This window comes from Pandoraea norimbergensis, assembly GCF_001465545.3.
Lineage (GTDB): Bacteria > Pseudomonadota > Gammaproteobacteria > Burkholderiales > Burkholderiaceae > Pandoraea > Pandoraea norimbergensis.
Genome location: NZ_CP013480.3, coordinates 1,516,036 through 1,538,316 on the forward strand (window position 1 = coordinate 1,516,036; position 22,281 = coordinate 1,538,316).

Annotated in this window: 23 protein-coding genes; 7 read left to right on the forward strand and 16 right to left on the reverse strand. The window is 64.2% G+C overall.

Translation table 11 applies throughout. The features are described from left to right. Positions 1-62: 62 nt before the first annotated feature. The 4 genes from AT302_RS06895 to AT302_RS06910 form a co-directional block, all read right to left on the reverse strand. Positions 63-641 (reverse strand): EF-hand domain-containing protein, encoded by a 579-nt coding sequence (locus AT302_RS06895; protein ID WP_058377789.1) that lies wholly within the window; start codon positions 639-641, stop codon positions 63-65. 103 nt (positions 642-744) lie between these two features. Next, a complete protein-coding gene (locus AT302_RS06900; protein WP_058377790.1) occupies positions 745-990 on the reverse strand; it encodes a hypothetical protein in 246 nt (81 codons plus the stop codon). Between the two features lie 90 nt (positions 991-1,080). After that, positions 1,081-1,461, reverse strand: a complete 381-nt coding sequence (locus AT302_RS06905) for a hypothetical protein (RefSeq protein ID WP_058377791.1) — start codon at positions 1,459-1,461, stop codon at positions 1,081-1,083. 397 nt (positions 1,462-1,858) lie between these two features. Then, positions 1,859-3,070, reverse strand: coding sequence for an MFS transporter (locus AT302_RS06910; protein ID WP_058377792.1), 1,212 nt, complete (start codon positions 3,068-3,070; stop codon positions 1,859-1,861). A gap of 733 nt (positions 3,071-3,803) precedes the next feature. Here AT302_RS06910 and AT302_RS06915 point away from each other — a divergent pair. Both AT302_RS06915 and AT302_RS06920 read left to right on the forward strand, forming a co-directional pair. Next, entirely contained in the window at positions 3,804-4,448 is a 645-nt protein-coding gene (locus AT302_RS06915; protein ID WP_058377793.1) for a TetR/AcrR family transcriptional regulator, read from the forward strand. 11 nt (positions 4,449-4,459) lie between these two features. Further along, positions 4,460-5,416 (forward strand): LysR substrate-binding domain-containing protein, encoded by a 957-nt coding sequence (locus tag AT302_RS06920; RefSeq protein ID WP_058377794.1) that lies wholly within the window; start codon positions 4,460-4,462, stop codon positions 5,414-5,416. A gap of 134 nt (positions 5,417-5,550) precedes the next feature. Here the strand turns inward: AT302_RS06920 and AT302_RS28065 are convergent, their stop codons facing one another. From AT302_RS28065 to AT302_RS06975, 11 genes are all read right to left on the reverse strand, one after another. Then, a complete protein-coding gene (locus AT302_RS28065; RefSeq protein ID WP_237172085.1) occupies positions 5,551-5,910 on the reverse strand; it encodes a helix-turn-helix domain-containing protein in 360 nt (119 codons plus the stop codon). Positions 5,911-6,161: 251 nt separating this feature from the next. After that, entirely contained in the window at positions 6,162-6,872 is a 711-nt protein-coding gene (locus tag AT302_RS06930; protein WP_058377795.1) for an ABC transporter ATP-binding protein, read from the reverse strand. Beyond that, entirely contained in the window at positions 6,869-7,639 is a 771-nt protein-coding gene (locus AT302_RS06935; RefSeq protein ID WP_058377796.1) for an ABC transporter ATP-binding protein, read from the reverse strand. The genes AT302_RS06930 and AT302_RS06935 overlap by 4 nt, the downstream gene beginning before the upstream one ends. After that, positions 7,636-8,610, reverse strand: a complete 975-nt coding sequence (locus AT302_RS06940; protein WP_084656547.1) for a branched-chain amino acid ABC transporter permease — start codon at positions 8,608-8,610, stop codon at positions 7,636-7,638. The genes AT302_RS06935 and AT302_RS06940 overlap by 4 nt, the downstream gene beginning before the upstream one ends. 8 nt (positions 8,611-8,618) lie before the next feature. Continuing rightward, positions 8,619-9,539, reverse strand: a complete 921-nt coding sequence (locus AT302_RS06945; protein WP_058377798.1) for a branched-chain amino acid ABC transporter permease — start codon at positions 9,537-9,539, stop codon at positions 8,619-8,621. Next, the gene (locus AT302_RS06950) at positions 9,536-10,435 is read right to left on the reverse strand and encodes an alpha/beta hydrolase (protein ID WP_058377799.1); all 900 of its coding nucleotides are present in this window, start codon (positions 10,433-10,435) and stop codon (positions 9,536-9,538) included. Before AT302_RS06950 ends, AT302_RS06945 begins: the two co-directional genes overlap by 4 nt. 159 nt (positions 10,436-10,594) lie before the next feature. Beyond that, positions 10,595-11,788 (reverse strand): ABC transporter substrate-binding protein, encoded by a 1,194-nt coding sequence (locus tag AT302_RS06955; RefSeq protein ID WP_058377800.1) that lies wholly within the window; start codon positions 11,786-11,788, stop codon positions 10,595-10,597. A gap of 235 nt (positions 11,789-12,023) precedes the next feature. Then, on the reverse strand, positions 12,024-13,019 hold the full coding sequence (locus AT302_RS06960; RefSeq protein ID WP_058377801.1) for an amidohydrolase family protein: 996 nt from the start codon (positions 13,017-13,019) through the stop codon (positions 12,024-12,026). A 63-nt stretch (positions 13,020-13,082) separates the two neighbouring features. Then, a complete protein-coding gene (locus AT302_RS06965) occupies positions 13,083-13,625 on the reverse strand; it encodes a 3-hydroxyanthranilate 3,4-dioxygenase (protein WP_058377802.1) in 543 nt (180 codons plus the stop codon). Between the two features lie 64 nt (positions 13,626-13,689). Next, on the reverse strand, positions 13,690-14,130 hold the full coding sequence (locus AT302_RS06970; RefSeq protein WP_058377803.1) for a RidA family protein: 441 nt from the start codon (positions 14,128-14,130) through the stop codon (positions 13,690-13,692). A gap of 119 nt (positions 14,131-14,249) precedes the next feature. Then, complete coding sequence (locus AT302_RS06975) at positions 14,250-15,722, reverse strand: 2-hydroxymuconic semialdehyde dehydrogenase (protein ID WP_058377804.1); 1,473 nt, start codon at positions 15,720-15,722, stop codon at positions 14,250-14,252. A gap of 968 nt (positions 15,723-16,690) precedes the next feature. On the opposite strand from AT302_RS06975, the gene AT302_RS06980 reads away from it, so the two are divergent. Further along, entirely contained in the window at positions 16,691-17,476 is a 786-nt protein-coding gene (locus tag AT302_RS06980) for a hypothetical protein (protein ID WP_064675048.1), read from the forward strand. A gap of 16 nt (positions 17,477-17,492) precedes the next feature. Here AT302_RS06980 and AT302_RS06985 read toward each other — a convergent pair whose 3' ends face one another. Beyond that, on the reverse strand, positions 17,493-18,056 hold the full coding sequence (locus tag AT302_RS06985) for an SRPBCC family protein (RefSeq protein WP_058377806.1): 564 nt from the start codon (positions 18,054-18,056) through the stop codon (positions 17,493-17,495). Between the two features lie 253 nt (positions 18,057-18,309). Between AT302_RS06985 and AT302_RS06990 the strand changes: the two genes are divergently transcribed. The 4 genes from AT302_RS06990 (at position 18,310) to AT302_RS07005 (ending at position 22,275) form a co-directional block, all read left to right on the forward strand. After that, a complete protein-coding gene (locus tag AT302_RS06990; protein WP_084656070.1) occupies positions 18,310-19,356 on the forward strand; it encodes a LacI family DNA-binding transcriptional regulator in 1,047 nt (348 codons plus the stop codon). A 235-nt stretch (positions 19,357-19,591) separates the two neighbouring features. Then, a complete protein-coding gene (locus AT302_RS06995; protein WP_058377808.1) occupies positions 19,592-20,605 on the forward strand; it encodes an extracellular solute-binding protein in 1,014 nt (337 codons plus the stop codon). Positions 20,606-20,641: 36 nt separating this feature from the next. Further along, positions 20,642-21,466, forward strand: coding sequence for an ABC transporter permease (locus AT302_RS07000; protein WP_058377809.1), 825 nt, complete (start codon positions 20,642-20,644; stop codon positions 21,464-21,466). Positions 21,467-21,471: 5 nt separating this feature from the next. Continuing rightward, complete coding sequence (locus AT302_RS07005; RefSeq protein WP_058377810.1) at positions 21,472-22,275, forward strand: ABC transporter permease; 804 nt, start codon at positions 21,472-21,474, stop codon at positions 22,273-22,275. The last annotated feature ends 6 nt before the right edge of the window (positions 22,276-22,281 follow it).

Genomic DNA, 22,281 nt, shown 5'->3' on the forward strand with positions numbered 1-22,281 from the left:
GTTTGCCGTGGCGTTTTTTATTGGCCGGAGAGTGGCGGGTTGTACTTACCGCCTAACCCGGTTCAGGGCTTCGTCGTGGCCGCGTCGGCCTGAGCGCGCTCGTGATAGTAGCGGCGGAAGTAGGCGCGAATCTCGGCGGGCGAGAGTTTGCCGTCGTGATTGACGTCGATTTCGTCGAAATGCTGATACAGGAACGGTTCAGCGGCGGCGACCTCGTCACGGCTCAGATAGCCGTCGCCATCCTTGTCGGCCGCTTTGAAATAGCGCTCGAACGTGGCACGACGGGCTTCGAGTTGACTGCGTTGATAGGCCGCCCATTCATTGCGGTCGATCTTGCCGTCGTGATTGGTATCGATGGCATCGAACGAGCGCTGCAAATACAGACCGAGTGCGGCGTTCTGGTCGGCAGCATCGCCGAAGTCGGGGCCTGCGGCAGGCGGCGGCGGGGCCGTCGGGGTCGTGGGCACGACACCGTTGATCGGTGCGGCCGACTGCGCGTAGCTCGGCAGCGCGACCAGCGAGAGAGCGGCAGCGCCGGCACAGAGCGTGATCGCGGCCAGCGTCGCGCGGCCGATACGGCGCGTGCGCAGGGTTTCAATCGTTCGAAGGGAACGTTGGCGTTTGGATTCGGAAGTGGTCATGTCGCACTTTCTCCTGAAGGTGATGCGGTAGGGCGGGGCGCAACGTCGGGCTTACCGTCGAGGGTCAATGGTCGAGGGTCGAGGGTCGATCGTTGATCGCCGATCAACGACGGCGATCGCCCGTCACGACGTTACCGATCACGCCGCCGACGACGGCACCCCCGACGGTGGTGCCCAGATCGCCACCGGAGATCAGTGCGCCGCCAAGCGCGCCGACACCGGCACCCACGGCGGTGTTACGTGACTCACGCGGCGTCATACCACCGCAACCTGCCAGCGAGCCGATCAGCGCGGCCCCGAGAAGCAGGGTGCCGGCAGTGCGCGAGATCCGTTGTTGAGTCGTTTTCATGAAGCATGGCTCCTTCAAAGGGGCGCGTTGCCCCGGGTGTTGCAGGCCACGCGCGATTGGATCGTGTGGGCCTGCTGTTCGTGGAATGCATCAGTGGGCCGTGTCGGACCCGTTCTCCGGTGCGCCCATGCCATTGGCCGGGTTGCTCTCCCGATACGCAGGAGGCGGGGGCGGCGGCGGATACGGACGCCCTTGGGCATCGGACGGATACGGACGGCCATAGCCATCGGTCGGCGGGTACGGACGCCCGTAGGCATCGGTCGCCGGGGCCACCGGCGGGGGCGGTGCGGCGTATGGGCTGCACGGCGTGCCAGCGGCATACGGCGGCGGCCCGCAGTCAGACTGATACGCCGGGTTCGTCGACTCGTTGCCGCGATACGGCAGGCGAGGTTGCGGCGGTGCCTGATACGCGCACCCTGCGATCGTGAGCAGCACTGCGGCGAAACCCGTCGCAGTGACGGCTGAAGCCACGCGCCGCGTCGGGAGACTCGATGTCCGCGGCGCGCCTTGATGGGTATTGCCAGCAGCGCCGGAATTAGCGCCAGTTCGGTTGATTCGCATCATGACCTCCTTGCGAGGGTAGTGTTCATCCCACCCGTCGTCATCATGGATAGACAAGGGTTCGACGCTCGATGCGTGAATAAGATCGCGCGATCTTGTAAGTCTTTGTAATGGCCTCGAGCGGTACCGCTTCGCGAACCCAATCGACTCGAACTACGCAAGTAGCGTTAGTTAACTTTAGTACATGTGATGCACTCCGAACTATGTAGGAGGGCACTGACACCTGATGAAGGAAGGCGATGTAGGACGCGCGGACGAGCCCATGGGAAAAGCGATTGCGTGCCGCTTTCATGCGGTTGTCGTTGCATCACAAGAAGTTCGCGCTGCGCTTACCGGTCGCGTGCACTGCGCATGCAAGCAAGCCCGCCGCCACACCGAATGCACAGACGCCGTCCCAGCCCCACGCACTCCATGCCATCACGCCAAGTGCGGAGCCCAGCGCGCCCATCAGGAAATAGACACTCATGTAGAGCGTGTTCAGACGGCTGGCGGCTTCGGCATCGAGCGCGAAAATGCGCGTCTGATTGGCGATCTGCCCCGTCTGCACGCCGAGATCGAGCACGATCACGCCGAGTGCGAGGCCCACGAGACTCGCCTGTCCGACCCAGAGCGTGGCGAACGACAGCACCACCGCACCGATACCTGCCCACAACACGCGATGCGGTCCGCCGCGATCGGTGAGGCGTCCGGCAAGCGGGGCCGCAAGCGCGCCCACGATACCGATGACACCGAAAGTGCCTGCCACGCCAGCGTGCTGCCCATGCACAGGACTCGCGAGCCAGAGCGTGAGCGTGGACCAGAAGGCGCTGAATGCCGCAAACAGCAGACCGCCGATGAGCGCCGATGCGCGCAGCGCAGCGTGCCGCCCAAAGAGCGTGACCATCGAACGCAGCAAAGCAGGGTACGTCATCGACGTAGTTGGCGGCGCGTATGGCAGACGTCGGCCGAGCAAAGCCGCCAGACACAGCATGGCAAGGGCGGCCATGCCGAACATCGCGCGCCAGTGCCACCACGTAGCCACCCAACCTGCGAGCGTGCGTGCGCCGAGAATGCCGATGAGCAGGCCGCTGACGACCGTGCCGACGACAGCGCCGCGCCGCTCGGGCGGTGCCAGTTGTGCGGCGAGGGGCAGGATGTGCTGGGCGACAGTGCCTGTCACGCCGATGGCAAAGCTAGCGACGACGAGTATCCAGAAGTGCGGTGCCGATGCCGCGAGCAGCAGCGACGCACACAGACCGAGCATCTGCCACACGATCAGACGCCGGCGGTCGGCAACGCGGTCGCCCAATGGGGTGAGCAGCAGCAGGCCCGCCGCATAGCCCAGTTGCGCGGCGGCGGGCACCATCGACAGTTGCCAGCCCGACGTGTCGAAGCGCGTGCCGATGTGGCCGAGCATCGGATGACAGTAGTTGAGATTGGCAACCGCCAGCCCGCAGGCCACGGCCATCAGCCAGATATCGGCGCGGCGCAGCGGGGCAGCGTGCGGTGCCGGGGAAGGAGACGCGTTGGATCGGAACATGATGAGCGGCGCACGGGCTCATCCGGGGCATGGCATCGCGTATCGCGTCGTATATGACGTCGACCGTTTCCCGTCAGCGCGTTGACAGCCCACCGACAGCTCACTGACAGCTCACTGACAACCCATCGGCAACCGGCGGTCAGTCATTCGTCAGTGCGCTACCGGCGGGGACGCGGCGAGGCAAAAGTCTCGCAGACAGCGCCTCGATTCACGCTCGGAAAATAGCCATTGAAAAATGAGAATGCCGAACGGGTGACGGCTCACACGAAGGTTTCCCGGAGGCACGGCGGCAAGCGGAAAGTCCCCATGCTAAGGACGATGCCGTGGGCTGCGGGCATGCGCGCTAAAACATCAGATAAGTCCCATGACGACATTGCCGCCGTGGCTTGCGGATAAAGGCGTACGGCCGCGAATGCCACACGCGGCGCAGCGTTTTTTCGTCGGAAAAAAGGCTCGCCCGTACGGATAAAACACCCCGTTTTCTATCGATTTTCGAGGGAATGGGCCATGCGCGTAATACGCGGTAATCCGGCGCATAACGCGATGTCTGTCATCGTAAACCGCGTTGTATGCGTTGGAATACCGGGAAAGTCCGGGGGAGTGTTTGCGCTTAGTTTTCGCCGCAAGCTGCGTGAGCGCTGGCATACTACCCCCGCTGACGTTCGGTATTGACCTCAGCGTGAGGTTGAGAAATTTCGATTGAGGTGCGTGGCCTAACCGCGCAGGCTTACTCATGCCACAAGTCAAGAAAGAAGACATTCGTCTGGCCATCCTCGAAGCGTCGCACGCCCTTTTTCTCGAGAAAGGGTACGTCGAAACGACCATGGTGCAGATCGCCAAGCGCGCGGGTATTTCGCACGCGAACATTTACAGCTACTTCACTGCGAAGCTGCAAGTCTTCTTCTGCGTCTACGAGCGCTGGTTCAAGGCACGCATCGCTACGCTCGAAGCTGAAGTGCTTGCCGCCCACGGTGCCCACGCGCGCATGCGCAGCCTGCTCAGCGGCCTGCTGGTGGAGACGCCCCGGCTCGACAACGGCTTCTCGCACAACCTGGTGCAGGCACTGGCCACGGTGACCCCGGGCGACCCGTACGACCCGACGCTGTTGCAATGGTTTCGCGAGCGGCTCTCGGCCATGCTGGCCGCCAGCGCGCCGAGCCTCGCGCGTGACAGCGTAAGGCGTGCGCGTCTGGTCGACATGCTGGTACTGACGTTTGACGGCTGTCTCGTGAATCATCACGTCAACCCGTCATCCCTGCCGGATGTGGCGATGCTCGAAGAGTTCGTCACCGCCTTTCTGTCGGCCGAGCCTGCCGACCCGACACCGGTGCCGCAGGGGGCCGGGCCGGGTTCGCCGCCCTCGGCGGCAGCGGCCTGAACAGGATCCCGATGCGTTCATTGCCCTGGACTGCCCTCAACCTCGGGCGAAAGCTCAAGTTCCATCAACTTCAGGTATTCGATCGTGTGCTCGAGACGGGCTCGCTGGTGCGTGCCGCCAACGAGACGGGCCTTACGCAACCTGCGGTGAGCAAGATCGTGCATGAGCTGGAGGCCTGCTTCGAAGGGCCCTTGTTCGTGCGTAGCAACCGGGGCATGCAGCCGACGGAGCTGGGCGAATTGCTCGGGCATCGCGTCAAGTCGCTGATGGCCGAGTTGCGCTACCTGACCGATGAAGTCAACGCGTTCAGCGCGGGCACCAGCGGGCATGTGATTGTCGGCACGCTGATTTCGGCGTCGGCCGACCTGCTGCCACGCACGATCGCCATGCTCAAGTCGCGGGCGCCCGGCGTGCTGGTGACGGTGCGCGAGGCGACCACGGCGCAACTGTTCCCGGCGTTGGCCAGCGGCGATCTCGACATCGTCGTCGGCCGATTGCCCGAGCGGGCGCTGCCGGTCGCCAACGCCTTCGCCCTGACACACGAAATTCTCTTCAACGAATCGCTCTGCGTGGTCGGTGGCATTCGTCACTGGGCTGACTCGGCGGCGCGGGTGCCGCTGGCGCAATTGCGCGAAGGGTCATGGATTCTGCCAGTGCCCGAGTCGCCGTCGCGGCTGGCCGCCGAGCGCCTCTTTCACGATGCTGGGCTGTTGCTGCCCGAGGACGTCGTCGAGTCGCTGTCGATCCTGACCAATATCGGTTTGATGCTCGAATCGCCACGCGTGGCGCTCATGCCGCGTGCGGCGGCTAAACCGTTTGTCGACTCTGGCCTGCTGCGGGTATTGGCCGATACGGTATCGGGCAGCTTTGGCGACGTGGGTTATTCGCTGCGCTCGGACAAACAGCCGAGCCCGGCGTGCGAGCGCTTTGTGGTGTGTCTGCGCGAGGCGTGCGGCTTGAAGCCCTGACGGGCGACGCAGGAGAGAGAAGGGACGGCGGCAGCGACAGCCACAATGGGCAGTTCGGGCAGCTCATCGACGGTGCGCCGACCGCCGCCCTAAGCATCTGCGCGTGATGCGCATCCGCAGTTCATTGCCGGGCATCAGAGTCCGGCGAGCGCCGAGACGAGCCCCGGATTCTGTTGCACGAGCCGGATCAGGCACACCGCCTGAGCATTCGGCCGTGCGCGGCCTTGTTCCCAGTTTTCCAGCGTGCGCGGATTCGTCCGCAGGTAATGCGCAAAGACATTGCGTGACATGCCCAGATGCTTGCGCAAGGCGAGCAGTTCTTCGGGAAACACTTCCAGTTTGGGTAGCGGGGTACGCGGTAATTCCTTGATGTTGAGCGGCAAGTCCGCAGGGAGTCCGCTCTTGACGTGCGTCGGCTCGGTGGGCGGTGGCGCCCCGGTGTCCTGCGTGAGCAGCCAGCGGAACGGATTGGAAGGCGTATTCGAGTAAGCCATAGTCCTGCCCGGTGTCAGTGGGTGAAAGTTAAGTGGAGAGCGTGCGCGGATGGTGTAAGTCGCGCCGGGCTTGTGAAGTCAATCAAGCGGGACTGATTGCAACACAACGTTTGCCCGGGCGCTTTCACAAAACTCTCGTGGTTTTCGCGTCTGACACCTATCGAGTACTACGCACTCAGGTGATGCCTGAGTGCCGCAGAGTGGGTGCGCGGGCGCAGCGCACGGCCGCCACCCGTCACTTCAGACCGTGCTCACACGCCGAGATAGGTCTGCAACTGCGCCATGTCGCGACGCAGCCCGGCGGAGTCTCCCTGCCACGCCACACGGCCCTTGTCGACGATGTAGTGACGATCGCCCAGCTCGAGCATCGGCGCCAGATTCTTGTCGATACAAAGAATCGACAAACCGCTGCCTTTGAGTTGCTTGAGGCATTGCCAGATTTCACCGCGAATGAGCGGCGCGAGGCCTTCCGTCGCTTCGTCGAGAATGAGCAATTTCGGATTCGTCATCAGCGCGCGCCCAATCGCGAGCATCTGCTGCTCACCACCCGAGAGATTGCTGCCGAGATTTTTCTCACGCTCGCGCAGGCGAGGGAACAGGTCGTAGATGCGTGCGAGCGTCCACGGCGAACTGGCACCGTGGCGATTGCCTGCCGTCGCTACGAGGTTCTCGCGCACGGTCAGTGTGGGGAAGATCTGGCGGCCTTCGGGCACCAGCCCCATGCCGGCGCGGGCAATGCGATGCGACGGGCTGGCGTGAATCGGCTGACCGTCGAAGACGATCTCGCCGCGCGCAGGGCGCATGAGACCGGTGATCGACTTCACCGTGGTCGACTTGCCCATGCCGTTGCGCCCGAGCAGCGTGACGAACGCGCCGCGCTCGATATCGAGCTGCATGCCGAACAGTGCCTGACTCGCTCCGTAATACGACTCGACGCCGGCCAAAGACAACAGAGTGCTCATGCCGTCGCTCCCAGCATTTCGTTGCGGGTTTCGTCCCCGAGGTAGGCTTCACGCACGCCCGCATCGTTGCGGATCGTGTCGGCGTCGCCGCAGGCAATCGCGCGGCCGTAGACCAGCACCGTGATGCGGTCGGCCAGCGCGAAGACGGCGTCCATATCGTGTTCGACGAGCACGATGCCGTAGTCGCCTTTGAGTTCGGCGAGCAGATGCGTCATCTGCTCCGATTCGGCCTGCGACATCCCCGCCATTGGTTCGTCCAGCAACAGCAGCCGGGGTTGCCCGGCCAGCGCCATGGCGAGTTCCAACTGCCGATGCTCGCCGTGGGCGAGGGCGGACGCGGGAACGTTCATGCGTGCTGCCAGTCCGGTGCGCGCCAGAATCTCCCGTGCGGGATCGACGAGCGACGCCTGACGAATAGCCGGACGCCAGAACCCGAAGCTGTGACCTTGCATCGCTTGCACGGCCACCAGCACATTCTCGAGCGCGGTGAATTCGCGAAACACCGAGGTGATCTGATACGAGCGGGCGAGACCGGCACGCGCACGTTGCTCGATCGGCATGCCGGTGATGTCGCGTCCGTCGAAATGGATCGACCCTTCGTCGGAGCGCAACTCCCCGGCCAACTGGCCGATGAGCGTGCTCTTGCCGGCGCCGTTCGGCCCGATGATGGCGTGCAGCTCGCCCGGGGCAACGTCCAGACAGAAGTGATCGGTGGCGGTGAGCCCGCCGTAGCGTTTGACCAGTTGGTCGACTTTGAGCAGGCTCATGCTTTGCCCTCCACTGCGCGTGCGCGGCGCGCGAGGCGCACTTGCAGGTCACCGAGCAGGCCGTACAGGCCGCGTCGCGAGACCAGCACCGAGATCACGATCAGCGGGCCGAAGATGATCATCCAGTGCTCGGTCAGTCCCTTCAGGCCTTCTTCGATGAGTAGCATGGCGGTGCTGCCGAGCACCGGGCCGAAGAACGACCCAAGCCCGCCCAGCACGACCATCACGATCAGTTCGCCCGACGCCGTCCACGCCATGTAGGCGGGCGAGACGAAGTGGGTGAGGTTGGCGTAGAGCATGCCGGCCACGCCGCACACCATCGCGCTGATGATGTAAGCCACGAGCTTGTAGCGCAACGTCGGGTAGCCCAGCGCACGCATGCGGCGGTCGTTCTGGCGGCTGCCGCGAATAACCATGCCGAAGCGCGCGTCGACCAACCGGCGGCCCGCCCACACGCACAGACAAAGCACGGCGAAGGCTACGTAGTACAGCACCGTCGGGTTATCGAGCGACACATTGCCGAAGCGGCTGGCCGCGGCGACCGGCAGTCCATCGTCGCCGCCGTACTGCTTCAGGCCCACGGCCAGAAAGTAGAACATTTGCGCGAAGGCGAGCGTAATCATGATGAATGCGATGCCGGTCGTGCGCAGCGAGAGCAGGCCGGTGAGGGCGCCGACGAGGGCGCACACCAGCAGCGTCACGCCCAGATGCACGAAGCCGTTATCGATGCCGTGAAAGCTCAGGATGCCGACCACATAAGCGCCGAGCCCCAGATAGAGCGCATGACCGAAGCTGACCATGCCGCCGTAGCCAAGAATCAGATCGAGCGAGACGGCGGCGATGGCGAACACCACGATGCGGCCGAAGAGGGTGAGATAGAACGGCTGTTGCACGGCCGTCGCGTAAATGGGCACCAGCGCCAGAAAGGCCAGCAACAGCAGCGGCACGGCGGTGCGAAGATTCAGTTTCATTTCCATCGTCAACCGTGTTTGACCGGGAACAGGCCTTGCGGACGAACCGCGAGTACCGCGGCCATGACAAGGTAGATGAGCATCGAAGCGAGCGCGGGGCCGGCGGTGTCGGCCGTGCTGCGCTCCATCAGACTGCGAAGCAGCGTGGGCAATGCCGTGCGGCCGACCGTATCGACCACCCCGACGATGAGCGCCGCGAGAAACGCGCCGCGCACCGAGCCGATGCCGCCGATCACGATCACCACCATCGTGAGAATCAGAATCGGCTCGCCCATGCCCGGTTGCACCGAGAGAATCGGGCCCGCCATCAGACCGGCGATGCCCGCGAGAATCGCCCCCAGCCCGAACAGCAGCGAGTTGAGCAGCACGATATTCACGCCAAGCGCACCGACCATCTGACGATGCGTCGCCCCGGCACGTATCAGCATGCCGATGCGCGTGCGGTGAATCAGCAGATAGCAGCCGAGTGCGACGGCCAGCCCCACCAGAATGATGAGGAAGCGATACGCCGGGTATTGCAGGCCGAACAGATCGACGGTGCCGCCCAGCCACTCGGGCACTTCCATGTAATAGGGCGACGGGCCCCAGATCATGCGTGCCAGTTCGTTGAAGAACAGGATCAGGCCGAACGTGGCGAGCACCTGGTCGAGGTGATCGCGGTCATACAGCGTCTTGAGCGCCACGAATTCGACGATCAGGCCGATGATCAGCATCGCCGGAATGATCGCAATGGCGGCCAGCGCGAACGACCCCGTATGGTTGTAGACGGTGGCCGCGATGAACGCGCCCATCATGTACAGCGAGCCATGCGCGAGGTTCACGAAGTTCATGATGCCGAACACCAGCGTGAGCCCGGCCGCCATCAGGAACAGCAGCACCCCGAGTTGCAGCCCGTTCAGGCACTGCATGATGAAGAGGGTGAGGCTCATTTGGCTTCCCTGTGGTTCGTGGCGGTGGCCGTGCCGGCGAGCAACCCCATCTGACGGAAGATGGCCTGCGTGAGCGGGCTGGCAGGGTCGTTCAGCGTCAGCACGATATCGAAGTGATTGGTGCCGGGCATCGGCACGTATTCGCCGGTAAAGCCGCGCTCACGCCATGCCGCAAGGTAATCCACGCTCTGGCGCTTGAACTCGGCCGTCTCGGTTTCGCCGTAGGACACGACGATCGGGCAGCCGTGGGCGGGCAAATGAAACTGCGGGCTGTTGCGGGTGGCATCGTCCGCGCTGAGCTTCATCCATTCGTTGATGTGCGTGAACGGAATCGGCGTGAGATCGAACAGGCCAGAGAGCGGTGCGGCACCGGCAATCACGTCTTCCGGCACGCCATATTTCGCATGCCAGCCCTGCGCGAGCAACATGCCCGCGAGATGCCCGCCTGCGGAGCTGCCGCACACGTGAATGCGTTTCGGGTCGCCATGATGCGCCCCGATGTGACGATGCACCCACGCGAGCGCGCGGCGGGTCTGATCGACGATCGTGTCGAGCGACGCGCCGGGGGCCAGCGTGTAGTTGATCGCAACGACAGTGGCCCCGGCCTGCGTGAACGCGGGCGCCATGTTGCTGGAGTCGCTCTTGTTCAGGGCGCGCCAGTAGCCGCCGTGCACGAAGAAGAACACGGGCGCACCGGGCGTGGGGGCGGGAAAGATGTCGAGCGTCTCGTCGGGATGATCGCCGTAGGCGACGTCGAGTACGCAGGGAACCGTGGCGCGGGCGTGCGCGCTATCGGCGGCGTATTGCTTCAGGATGTCGAGGACGTTGGGCGTGGTGGCGCGGGCGTTGTACTCAACGTCCAGCTCGGCCTCGTCGAAATTGCGGTAGCGCTTCATAAACCCTCGTAGTGCTCAGGTAATGCTCAACTGGTCCAGCGGATACGGGTCGTTCAGATGTGCAGGTCGTGCAAGAACAGTGCCGCCGATGCAATGGCACCGGGGCACTTGCGCCCGCCCGCATTTGGCACGGGCGGTGTCACGAGATACGACGCAGGCTTACGACTTGATCTTGCACTGCGTGGCCAGGTCGGCACGCGTCTGGATTTTGATCTGGCCCTTGGTCGCGAAGGCGGCACCTGCGCTGTCCTTGACCACATCCACGCGATAGAACTGCGCGATCGGAAACTGGTTGCTGGCAAACTTGAACGGGCCACGCACCGACGAGAAGTCGGCTTGCTTGAGCGCCGCGCGCAGTGCTTCGCGATCGGCCACGCTGCCCTTGGTCTTGGTGAGTGCCGAATCGATCAGGTTGGCCGCGTCATACGACTGCGCGGCGTACATCGACGGCACGCGGTTGTATTTCTTCTGGAAGGCCGTGACGAACTGCTTGTTCTGCGCGTTGTCGAGGTCCGGCGAGTAGGGCGCGCTGGTAATGGCGCCCACGGCGAGTTCCTTCAGCGCGGGCAGGGTCGAGCCGTCGATGGTCGACACGGAGATCAGCGGAATCTTGCCGAGCAGTCCGGCCTGACGGTATTGCTTGACGAAGTTCACGCCCATGCCGCCCGGGTAGAAGACGTAGACAGCATCGGGTTTGGCCGCCTGCAACTGGGCGATTTCTGCCGAGTAGTCGGGCTGGTTGACCTGCGTGTACACCTCGTCGACGATCTGGCCCTTGTAGTCGCGCTTGAAGCCGTTCACGGCGTCGCGTCCGGCCTGATAGTTCGGGGCCATGACGTACATCTTCTTGTAGCCCAGATCGCTCGAGAGCTGACCACCGGCCTCATGCAACTCATCGTTGTCCCACGAGGTCGAGAAGAAGTTCGGTGAGCATTGGGCGCCCGCAATCGGGGTCGGGCCGGCGTTTGAGCCGACCATGACCACACCCGCGTTGGTCACGTTCTTGTGAATGGCCATCATCACGTTCGAGAACGTCACGCCGGTGATGATCGACACCTTGTCGCGCTCCACCAGCTTTTGTGCAGCCTGCACGCCCACGTCGGGCTTGAGCTGGTCGTCTTCTTTGATCACTTGCACCGGCACGCCGCCCAGCTTGCCGCCCTTTTGCTCGACGGCGAGCATGAAGGCGTCGTACTGATCCTGACCGAGCGCACCGCCCGGGCCGGAGAGCGTACCGATGAAGCCGATCTTGACCTCGGCATGCGCACCGCCGGCGGTGAGCAGTGCTGCGGCGGCGGCAATAGCGCCCAGGACTGCGATCGTTTTGCGTTGCGTGGTCTTCGTTCCCGTCATCATGGTCTCCAAACTAAGTTCCGGAACTGGCAAACACTGTGAGCAGAGGGGGCGTGCCGGGCGACCTGAGCGCTTCTTCATGGCGGTCATCGTCAGCCGGGCACGTCGGTCATACGTAGGCGTTATTTCGATGGCTTACGTTAAATTGTTTAAGCATCAAATATTTCAGTGCCCAGCCTAAACGACGCCTATTACGTAGGCAAGCAATTTCAAAAACACCTCGGGAAAGCACCAGTTACAGCCCGAAGAACTCCCGGGCGTTGCCGGCCAGAATGCGTTCGCGGGCGTGAGCGTCCAGCCCCGGCTGATCGGCCACCAGCTTGCCGATCTCCTGTTCGCCGAGCGGGAACGGGTGGTCCGAGCCGAGCATGACGCGCTCCACGCCCATCGTGTCGACCAGCAGGCGCAGGGCGCGCGGATCGAACACGGCGCTGTCTACGTAAAAGCGGTCCAGATAATGAGACGGCGGATGCGGGCTGTCGGCGCGCACGATGTCGCGGCAATGCCACGCGTTCTCGGCGCGGCCCAGCAGGTAAGGGAAGCCGCCGCCGCCGTGAGCGAAGCACAGCTTGAGCGAGCGCGGCAGGCGCTCGAACGCTCCCGAGAGAATCAGCGACAGGATGGAGAGCTGCGTCTCGGCGGGCATGGCCACGAGCCAAGGCATCATCCATTTCTTCATGCGGCCATCGGTCATCATGTCCCACGGGTGCACCAGCACGGGGATGTGCTCGTTGCCGCAGTGCCGCAAAAACGCGACCAGATGTTCGTCGTCGAGGTCTTTCGGTCCGAGGTGATTGCCAATCTGCACGCCGACGTGGCCGGTGGCCTTGGCGCGCGAGGCTTCGGCGCAAGCCAGATCGAGGTCCTGCAAGGGCACTTGCGCCATCGCCTTCAGGCGCGTGGGCGCATAGGCGCAGTGCTCCAGCGCGAGATCGTTCATGCGCTGCACCCAGTCCATCACGGCATGGCCGTCGTAGCGATAGCCGAACATGATCGGCGTCGCGCAGACCACTTGCAGGTCGATCCCGTGGCGGTCGAGTTCTTCGATGCGCAGCGCGGGGTCCCACAGCGCGCGATAGACCGGGCGGAAGGCTTTGTCGGCGAGCATGATGTTGCCGGTCTCGCCGTTCTCGTCAATGCGCAGCCACGGCGCGGTGGCGGCGTCCAGTCGGGCCGCTTCTTCCTGCGTGATACGCGGGAAGAAGTGGGCGTGCATGTCGATTTTCTTCATGAAGTGACTTGTTCTGTCGGGTAGTGGGCGTAGGGCCGGGGGCCGAGGTCGACGGGCGCCGCGTCAGGCCGCCGCCGGGGCTGATGCAGCGCGCCCCGGGTGGATCTCGCCGCAGCTCGGGCAACGGCGCAATGTCTCGCTGCCGTAGAACGCGTCGAACAGCGGCGGCAGGTCGGTCACGATGCTCTTCAGTTGCACCTCGACGCGATGCACCTGCGTGCCGCACTTCAGGCAATACCACTCGAAGCCGTCGAGCAGGCCCGCCGGACGCTGGCGCTCGATGACCAGACACAGGCTGTCGGCCTCGGGGCGTTGCGGCGAGTGGCGCACGTGCGGCGGCAGCAGGAAGATGTCGCCTTCCTTGAGATCGACACGCGCTTCACGGCCATCGATCCAGAGCTTGAGCCACGCGTTGCCCTTGAACTGATAAAAGAATTCTTCGAGCGGATCGTCGTGATAGTCGGTGCGGTGGTTGGGGCCGCCGACCACGGTCACGATGAAGTCGCTGTCCTGCCAGACTTGCTGGTTGCCGACCGGCGGCTTGAGCAGATGGGCATGCTCGTCGATCCAGTGCTGGAAATTGAAGGGTTTGCCGTACGTCAACATGCTGTCTCCCGAATCATGTCGCGTTGAATTTCTTGCTCGTGGGCGCTTGTCTGTCTCGCCTTGTTCAGCGTGCGCGCGGCGAGTACGCCACGCACTTGATCTCGATGAGCAGCAGCGGATGCGGCAACTGGTGCACGGCCACGGTGGTGCGCGTGGGGCCGTTCTCATCGAAGTATTCGCCGTACACCTCGTTATAGCCGCCGAAGTCGTTCATGTTCACGAGAAACGAGCCCACTTCCACCACATCGGCCAGCGTCGCGCCTTCGCTCGCGAGGATGTCGCGAATGTTCTCGATGACGGCGCGGGTCTGTTCGCGAATGTCGAGCTGGGTCACGCCCAGCGCATCGACCTGCGCACCGGCGTAGCTGTTGTCGGGCCGGCGCGAGCTGGTGCCCGAGACGAACAGGAAGTCGCCCGCGCGCTTGATGTGCGGGAATTTGCCGCGCGGCTTGGCCTTGCCCGCGACGACGCGGGCTTGGGTGTCTTGCGATTGCGTTGCGCTCATGGGTGACGCGTCTCCGTGTTTTTTCGTGGGCTTCTGTTGTTTTGTCAGCGTGCGGCGCACGGGCGCGGGGGTATCGACCCCCATCGATAGCCCCCGCGCCGTCGCCTCACATTGTCAGGTCAGAGTTTGATGCAGATGTTGGTGATTTCGGAATAGAAGTCGAGCGAGTGACGCCCGCCTTCGCGCCCGAGCCCCGACAGCTTCACGCCGCCGAACGGCGTGCGCAGGTCGCGCAGGAACCACGTATTCACCCACACGAGACCGGTCTGGAACTGACGCGCCACACGGTGCGCGCGCGACAGGTTTGTCGTCCACACGCAGCCGGCCAGACCGTAGTCGCTGTCGTTCACGCGGCGGATGACTTCGTCTTCGCTGTCGAACGGCGCGACGTGGCACACCGGGCCAAAGATTTCTTCGCGCACGCAGCGCGCCGTATCGGGCAGGCCGGTCCAGACGGTCGGCTGTACGAACGCACCTTCGTCGCGGGCATCTCCAAACACGGGGACACCGCCACCGGTGACGACAGTCGCGCCTTCTTCGACGGCCAGCTTGTAATAGGACAGCACTTTTTCACGATGCTTGCGCGAGACGAGCGGGCCCATCTGCACGCCTTGCGCGTCCGGGGCGTCGATGCGCAGGGCAGCGGCGCGCTCGGCCAGCGCCGCGACAAAGCGTTCGTAGATCGGACGCTCGACATACACGCGCTCGGAGCACAGACAGACTTGGCCGGCGTTGGTGAACGACGAACGGACCACGCCGTCGACGGCGGCGTCGAAGTCGGCATCGGCGAACACGACGGCGGCGTTCTTGCCACCGAGTTCGAACGAGATTTCCTTCACGCCATCGGCCACGGCTTTCATGATGGCGCTGCCCGTGCGCGACTCACCGGTGAACGTGATCGCAGAGACATCGGGGTGCTTGGTGAGGAATTCGCCCGCCGAGTTGGGACCGAAGCCGTGCACGAGGTTGAACACGCCGGGCGGCACGCCCGCGGCGTCCATAACTTCGGCGAGCAGCGTGGCCGACGACGGGGTTTCTTCCGACGGCTTGGTCACCACGCAATTGCCCATGGCGAGCGCCGGTGCCACTTTCCACGTGAAGAGCAGCAGCGGCAGGTTCCACGGCGAGATGATGCCGATGACGCCGAGCGGCTTGCGGGTGACGTAGTTCATCACGTCGCCGCCATCGGCCGCGCGCATCTCGTACATCTCGGTGCCCGCCGTCTTGATCAGATCGGCGAACATGCGGAAGTTAGCGATGCCGCGCGCGATGTCGAGCGTGCGGGCCTGTTCGACCGGACGGCCGGTGTCGGCGACTTCAGCGGCGACGAAATCGTCGAAGCGTGCCTGAATACCGTCGGCGATGCGATGCAGCACCGCGGCGCGCTCGGCCGGGGTGGTCTTGCCCCACGGGCCTTCGTGCAGGGCGCGGCGGGCGGCGACGACAGCGCGGTCGACGATGGCGGCATCGGCTTCGCAAACCTTCGCGATGAGCCGGCCGTCGACAGGGCTCACGTTATCGAACTGACGATCGGTGGCGATGAACGCACCATCCACGTAGTGCCGCAGCAGCGGCGGGGTCGCAAGGCTCACGAGGTCTCCAGATACATTAGTGTTTTGCGGGGCGGTGGCGCTTGGGCGGGCGTGTCGCCGGGAGCGTCACGCGGTAGCAGGCGACAGCCACCGCCAGATGCCCTCCAGTCTAGGCATCCAGCGATATAAAAAATAATGAAATCTGGAGTGGTGTCTATTCCTTTGTGGAATATCGACATCTGCCGCAAGGGGCTTGGCCCGAAAGCCATCAGACGGATGTCAACAGCGCTTCCAGGGGGCCACACCGAGAATTGGCGCTCTTTTCTCTTGGGCTGCCGATGGCTGGGTTAGCTTGAGCTTCACGTTCTGAGGCTCGGGTGCCGCGTCGTTTTCCGCGCCGTCTGCGCCCATCCCGACCCGCCTCAATGAAACCTGCCTGCTCTGCGGCACCCGGTGCCGACCGCTTTTCTCCCTATCTTTCTACCTATCCGAATCGCCCCCGATCGGGCGTTGCCCGCGTGTCCTCGCAGACCCGGCATCAGACTGCCATGCCTCGCCTTCCGGCGTCCGCCACCGTTCACGGTCTCGATACGCCGCCCAGCGAAGCGACGATCCACCAGTTATTCGCCGAGGCCCTTGCCAGCGTGCTGCAATCGCACGTCGATCTCATCAGCCCTCGTTATCCGACGGTTAGCGTGGCCCCGTGGAAACACGACGTCGGCGTCTGGGTGATTCGCTTCTCAACGCCCGGTCCGTTGATGCCTGCACCAAGCTCACCGACCTCACCGACCTCACCGACCTCACCTATCTCACCGCCCCCGGCGGGGGAGGCGGGGGCGAGTTGTGCGCCAACCCGCAGGTTGCACCTCACGCTCAGTCATTTCGATTTTGCACGTTGCGAAGTCAGACAACGCAGCGGTACTGTCCCCGAAGACCGCGCGCTAGCTTGGGCAGGCGCCGCAGCCCGGCAATGTCAGCGAGCGCAGACTGCGCAAGGGCGGGCTTCCACATCAACGAACGAGGGCCCATTGCGCTGGCATTGGCAAGTCGAGGCACTGCCGCCACTGCGTACTGAGGACGTCGACGCGTTTGAACTGGACCTCTCCGGCTATCTGCAACGTCTGGTACGTACCCCAACGCCACCACCGGTGCCGGTCTCCACCCGGGCCCACACGACAGGTTCCACATACTCTGCGGTTTCGGCCGCTTCGGAATGCGAACCCGCCGCGTCTGCGCCGCCCGACATCGCTTCGCTGGCGTGGTGTCCGGAGGGCATCCCGATGTTTCACGCATCGTCGCCAACGCTGATGCGAACCCGGGATCTCGCGCGCTACCTGTTTGCACGCCGGCGCTTCGCCCCCGCGCGTGACCTCTGGCGTGAACTCAACGCGTGGGGCGTTCCCAAATCGGCACTGGCAACGTTCCTGACCAACGACATGGCGACTCGCGCGCATGTCGAGCGGGGGCTTCGTGAAACCTGGAATGGGCGATTGGTCTGTCTCGACGATCTCGTGGCGTGGGATGCAACGGCAGCACGTTACGAGGTGAGAGAAGACCGGGTGGAGGCCGCGTCAGGGTTTGCGAAGTCGCGCCATATCGACTCGCGACAGTTTGAAGAGGTGACGTCGATAATCGCCCTGAACGAAGTGATGGTCTGTCACGCACAGGGCAGGCCGCTCGAAAGCCTCGATCACGAATGTGTCGGTCTGGATATCTCGGTGATCAGACGTGCAGCCACGCTGCCGCCGACGTACCTGTTCAGAATGCGTCGCGCCAGACTGACGCGTGACACGGCCAACACGTCACCGCCCTGAGGAATGCGACAGCGCGTCACCGCCCGTCATGACTGGCCCGGGCACGGGCGGCGCGCAGGTCGCGCGGCGTGCGGTCTTCGCCAATGGCGGCAGGCGGCAGGTCCGTATCGAGGCATTCCACCAGATGCGCATTGAGCACGGCAGCAAGCCCTTCACCGCCACGGCGCATCACGTAATTGTGGTTCCAACGGAATAACGGCTGGGCGAGCGGTGCCAGCTTGCTCATCCATGCACGGTTGGTGCGCACATCCCATCCATAGCGAACGACGGTAATCGACCCCTCGGTGTCGAACCGCCACAGGCCGGTGCCTTCCGCATCGCCGCTGGCCTCCACCCGGATTTCACGCATCGATTCGACGTGTGTGACCCGCGTGTCGAAGGTGAGCGAGTAGGGCAGCGCGCCGTGCCACGTCAGACGCCGCAAGGCACCCACGCCATCGGCTCCGCCGGCATCGAGCGTTTGGACTTCGCGCACGCAGGGCCACCAGCGGGCCCAGTGGTCGACGTCGCGAATGGTGTCCCAGACTTCTTCGAGCGGTGCAGTGAGCCGCCACAAGGTGAGGAAGTGATATTCGTTCATGGCCAATCCCGGTCGTAGTGGGTGGGGGTGCCGTCACGCCCGATGCATGGGGAATTTCAGTATAGGTCGCATCCCCGGGCTTCGGCGGCGGCGAAAAAGGGCGGCCGGCTGTCATCAATTCATCACAATGTCTCCATAGAATCCCGGAGTGAAAACGTTTTCGTAAACGTTTACATTTACGCAAAAGCCGCTAACGGTCGATATTGCCCCAATGGGCCGATTCGCCGCGCGGCACCACAAGAGGAGACTTGGCTTGGCAGATATCCGGGATGTCGCGCAACGCGCGGGCTGTTCGATCGCCACCGTGTCACGTGCGCTCAATTCGCCGCAACTGGTGCGTCCGGAGACGCTTGCCCGTGTGCAGGCGGCTGCCGCCGAGTTGAAATTCCGGCCCAATGCGCTGGGCCGCCAGTTGCGCGGCGAGCGCACCGGCCTCATCGGGGTGATGCTGCCGACGCTGGGCAACCCGGTGTTTGCCGATTGTCTGGAAGGCATCGAAGCCGCCATCGACGGCACCGGCCGCCGCCTGTTGCTGGTCACGACCCAATACGACCCCGAGCGTGAGCGCAACGCCATCGAGACGCTGCTGCAACAGCGCGTGGACGGCCTGCTGCTCACCTTGGCCGACGCCGAACACAGCGCGCTCGTCGACGACCTCGCCGCCGAAGGCGTGGCGTGCCAACTGGTCTACAACGACGCCCCGAACCGGCCATGTGTCTCAGTCGACAATCGCGCCGCCGCCGCGCAAGGCGTGGCCATGCTGATCGAGGCAGGGCATCGTGACATCGTCATGGTGACCGGGGCGCTGCACGCGTCCGATCGCGCCAAGCGCCGCTTTCTCGGCTATGGCGACGCGATGCAGGCCGCCGGGCTCACGCCGCTGCCGGCCTTCGAAATCGATTTCAACAGTGGTGCACGTGGCGAGCGGGTGCGCGAGTGGCTGGCGCAGCGCGAGCGCGACGGCGCACGTCCCACGGCGTTGTTCTGCTCGAACGATCTGCTGGCGCTCGGCGTCATGCGCGCGTTGCGTGAGGCCGGGCTGCGGGTACCCGACGATATCTCCGTGCTCGGCTTCGACGGGCTGGCCGTGGGTGAGCTGCTCTCGCCGACGCTTGCCACCGTGGTGCAACCCAGCGTGGAGATTGGCCGGCACGCCGCACAACGGCTGCTCGCTCAGATCGAGGGCCGGCCGGCCGGCGGCGCTTCGCCCACGTCAGCGACGGCAGAGATGAGCCACGCGCTAATCCTGCCGCACGCGATTCGCCGGGGCGGCACGGTGGCGCCGCCGCCGCGCAAGTGACATCAGGTTTCAAGCAACACGTTTCAGGCAGGACAGCAGCACAAAGCATCGACAAGGAAATTGGCCGGCGACTCGCTCCATCACTTCGTGGCAGAGAGCGCAGCGACGGCCGAGGCAATCAGGCATCAGGCCGCAAGGCCCGAATCGTCAACATCGACAGCAACGCAGTACCGACCGCACCTACCCGGCAGCACGCGAGTGCCGCCAATGGTCAGACGCTCAGGAGCCCACAGAAATGAAGCTTTGGATCACCCGCGCCGCCCGCACGCTGGCGCTTTTCACCCTGCTCGGCGCTGGCGCCGCGCACGCCCAGCAGACGGCAATCTGCTACAACTGCCCGCCGGAATGGGCGGACTGGGCCGGTCAGGTCAAGGCCATTGCGCAAGACACCGGCATTCGTGTGCCGCTCGACAACAAGAACTCGGGCCAGGCCGTTGCGCAGATGATCGCGGAACAGAAGGCGCCGGTGGCCGACATCGTCTACCTCGGCATCACGTCGGCGATCGAAGCCGGCAAGAAGGGCTTGCTCGCCCCGTACAAGCCGGCCCATTGGGATCAGGTGCCGGCCAATCTGAAGGACCCGAACGGCCTGTGGACCACCATCCACTCGGGTACGGTCGGCTTCTTCGTGAACCGCGATGCGCTGGAAGGCAAGCCGGTGCCGCGTTCGTGGGCCGACCTGCTCAAGCCGGAATATCGCGGCATGGTGGGCTATCTGGACCCGAGCAGCGCCTTCGCCGGCTACGCCGCAGCGATTGCGGCCAATCAGGCACTGGGCGGCTCGATGGACAACTTCGCCCCGGCCATCAGCTTCTTCCAGAAGCTCAAGGCCAACGCGCCGATCGTGCCGAAGCAAACGGCCTACGCGCGCGTGCTCTCGGGTGAGATCCCCATCCTGATCGACTTCGACTTCAACGCCTATCGCGCCATCTACAAGGACCGCGCCAACGTGCAGTTCGTGATTCCGATGGAAGGCACGGTGTCGCTGCCGTACGTGATCGCGCTCGTGAAGAACGCCCCGCACGCGGACAACGGCAAGAAGGTCATCGACTACACGCTCTCGGACAAGGGTCAGGCGCATTGGTCGCAAGCGTTCCTGCGTCCGGTGCGTGCCAGCACGATGCCGGCCGACGTGGCGGCCAAGTTCCTGCCGGCCACCGACTATGCACGGGTGAAGCCGGTTGACCTTCAGAAGCTCGCCGACCAGCAGGATGCGTTCGGTCAGCAATATCTGAAGAACGTGCGCTAAGCACGCCCTACGGGACTGAGGAAGAGGAACGAGACGATGCGTGACCTGACCCTGCCGCGCGCCTGGCGTGTGGCACTCCTGCTGCCTGCGCTGGCGGTGTTTCTGGCCTTCTGGCTGTTGCCGATGGCCGCGCTCGTGCAGGTGAGCGGCGACGGTCATGCGTTCGAGACCTACCGCGCCATTCTCACCAACGCGCGGTATCTCGACAGTCTGTGGCAAACGGTGGTGCTCTCGGCACTGGTCACACTCGCCACGCTCGCGTTGTCGCTCGTCGCAGGCCTCTTTCTCACCCGGCATGACTTCGCGGGCAAATCGATTCTCGTGTCGATGCTCACGTTGCCGCTGGCGTTCCCCGGCGTGGTGGTCGGCTTCATGGTCATCATGCTGGCGGGACGGCAGGGGCTGATCGGCGATTTGACGCTCAAGCTCGTCGGTCACAAGCTGGTGTTTGCGTATTCTTTGGCCGGGCTGTTCCTCGGCTATCTCTATTTCTCGATTCCGCGCGTGATCCTCGCCGTGATGGCCGCTGCGGAGTCGCTCGATCATTCGCTCTCGGAAGCGGCGTCATCGCTCGGCGCCGGGCCGTTTGCCATTCTGCGCGACGTCACGCTGCCGGCGCTCGCCCCCGCACTGATCGCATCGGGCGCGATGTGTTTCGCGACCTCGGTCGGTGCCTTCGGTACCGCGTTCACGCTCGCGACCGACATCGACGTGTTGCCGATGACCATCTACACCGAGTTCACGCTTAACGCGAATGTGGCGACAGCGGCGGCGCTCTCGGTGATTCTCGGCATCGTCACATGGGCCGTGCTGATGCTCGCGCGTAATTTCGCCGGGCAGACGGTTGCCGCCGGAGGCTGATCCCCATGCTCAAGAAAACCCTTTTCACGCTGCAACTGCTGCTCACGCTGCTGATGTGCGCGTTCTTGCTGGTGCCGGTCGGCATGTCGGTGCTCGCCGGTTTGTCGGTCAATTACTTCCGGGGTCCGTCGGCCGGTCTCACGTTCAAGTGGGTGATTCAGGTCTGGCAGGACTATCACGACGCCATTCTCAACTCGCTGTACGTCGGCGCGGCCACGCTCATTCTCGTGACGCTGCTGGGTGTTCCGGCCGGCTACGTGCTGGCGCGCTGGAATAGCCGCATGGCCCGCTGGATCGAAGAGCTGCTGACGCTGCCGATCGCCCTGCCGGGGCTGGCCAGTGCGCTGGCGTTGATCAGCGTGTATGGCGGCATGCGCGACTTCCGCCAGAGCCTCGCGTTCATCGTGGTGGGGCACGTGATCTTCACGCTGCCGTTCATGGTGCGTGCCGTGGCGGCTGCGTGTGCCGATTCGCGCATCAAGCTGATGGAAGAGGGCGCAGCGAGTCTCGGCGCGACCTTTCTGCGCCGCTTCATGACGGTGGTGCTGCCCAATATCCGCAGCGAGATCGTGGCGGCGGCGCTCATCGTGGTGACGCTCTCGCTCGGTGAATTCAACCTGACGTGGATGCTGCACACGCCCGATACCAAGACGCTGCCCGTGGGGCTGGCTGACGCGTATGCGTCGCTGCGTCTGGAGATCGGCAGCGCCTATACGGCGGTGTTTTTCGTGCTGATCGTGCCGCTGCTCGTCGTCATGCAGATGACGGCGCAGCGCGCCAAGGTTCGCAATGCGCGCGGCCGTACTTGATACGCA

Excerpts from the sequence above, each read along its gene's own strand:
- AT302_RS06895 (WP_058377789.1), bottom strand. The coding sequence starts at position 641 with ATGACCACTTCCGAATCCAAACGCCAACGTTCCCTTCGAACGATTGAA.
- AT302_RS06900 (WP_058377790.1), bottom strand. The coding sequence starts at position 990 with ATGAAAACGACTCAACAACGGATCTCGCGCACTGCCGGCACCCTGCTT.
- AT302_RS06910 (WP_058377792.1), bottom strand. The coding sequence starts at position 3,070 with ATGTTCCGATCCAACGCGTCTCCTTCCCCGGCACCGCACGCTGCCCCG.
- AT302_RS06915 (WP_058377793.1), top strand. The coding sequence starts at position 3,804 with ATGCCACAAGTCAAGAAAGAAGACATTCGTCTGGCCATCCTCGAAGCG.
- AT302_RS06920 (WP_058377794.1), top strand. The coding sequence starts at position 4,460 with ATGCGTTCATTGCCCTGGACTGCCCTCAACCTCGGGCGAAAGCTCAAG.
- AT302_RS28065 (WP_237172085.1), bottom strand. The coding sequence starts at position 5,910 with ATGGCTTACTCGAATACGCCTTCCAATCCGTTCCGCTGGCTGCTCACG.
- AT302_RS06930 (WP_058377795.1), bottom strand. The coding sequence starts at position 6,872 with ATGAGCACTCTGTTGTCTTTGGCCGGCGTCGAGTCGTATTACGGAGCG.
- AT302_RS06935 (WP_058377796.1), bottom strand. The coding sequence starts at position 7,639 with ATGAGCCTGCTCAAAGTCGACCAACTGGTCAAACGCTACGGCGGGCTC.
- AT302_RS06940 (WP_084656547.1), bottom strand. The coding sequence starts at position 8,610 with ATGAAACTGAATCTTCGCACCGCCGTGCCGCTGCTGTTGCTGGCCTTT.
- AT302_RS06945 (WP_058377798.1), bottom strand. The coding sequence starts at position 9,539 with ATGAGCCTCACCCTCTTCATCATGCAGTGCCTGAACGGGCTGCAACTC.
- AT302_RS06950 (WP_058377799.1), bottom strand. The coding sequence starts at position 10,435 with ATGAAGCGCTACCGCAATTTCGACGAGGCCGAGCTGGACGTTGAGTAC.
- AT302_RS06955 (WP_058377800.1), bottom strand. The coding sequence starts at position 11,788 with ATGACGGGAACGAAGACCACGCAACGCAAAACGATCGCAGTCCTGGGC.
- AT302_RS06960 (WP_058377801.1), bottom strand. The coding sequence starts at position 13,019 with ATGAAGAAAATCGACATGCACGCCCACTTCTTCCCGCGTATCACGCAG.
- AT302_RS06965 (WP_058377802.1), bottom strand. The coding sequence starts at position 13,625 with ATGTTGACGTACGGCAAACCCTTCAATTTCCAGCACTGGATCGACGAG.
- AT302_RS06970 (WP_058377803.1), bottom strand. The coding sequence starts at position 14,130 with ATGAGCGCAACGCAATCGCAAGACACCCAAGCCCGCGTCGTCGCGGGC.
- AT302_RS06985 (WP_058377806.1), bottom strand. The coding sequence starts at position 18,056 with ATGAACGAATATCACTTCCTCACCTTGTGGCGGCTCACTGCACCGCTC.
- AT302_RS06995 (WP_058377808.1), top strand. The coding sequence starts at position 19,592 with ATGAAGCTTTGGATCACCCGCGCCGCCCGCACGCTGGCGCTTTTCACC.
- AT302_RS07000 (WP_058377809.1), top strand. The coding sequence starts at position 20,642 with ATGCGTGACCTGACCCTGCCGCGCGCCTGGCGTGTGGCACTCCTGCTG.
- AT302_RS07005 (WP_058377810.1), top strand. The coding sequence starts at position 21,472 with ATGCTCAAGAAAACCCTTTTCACGCTGCAACTGCTGCTCACGCTGCTG.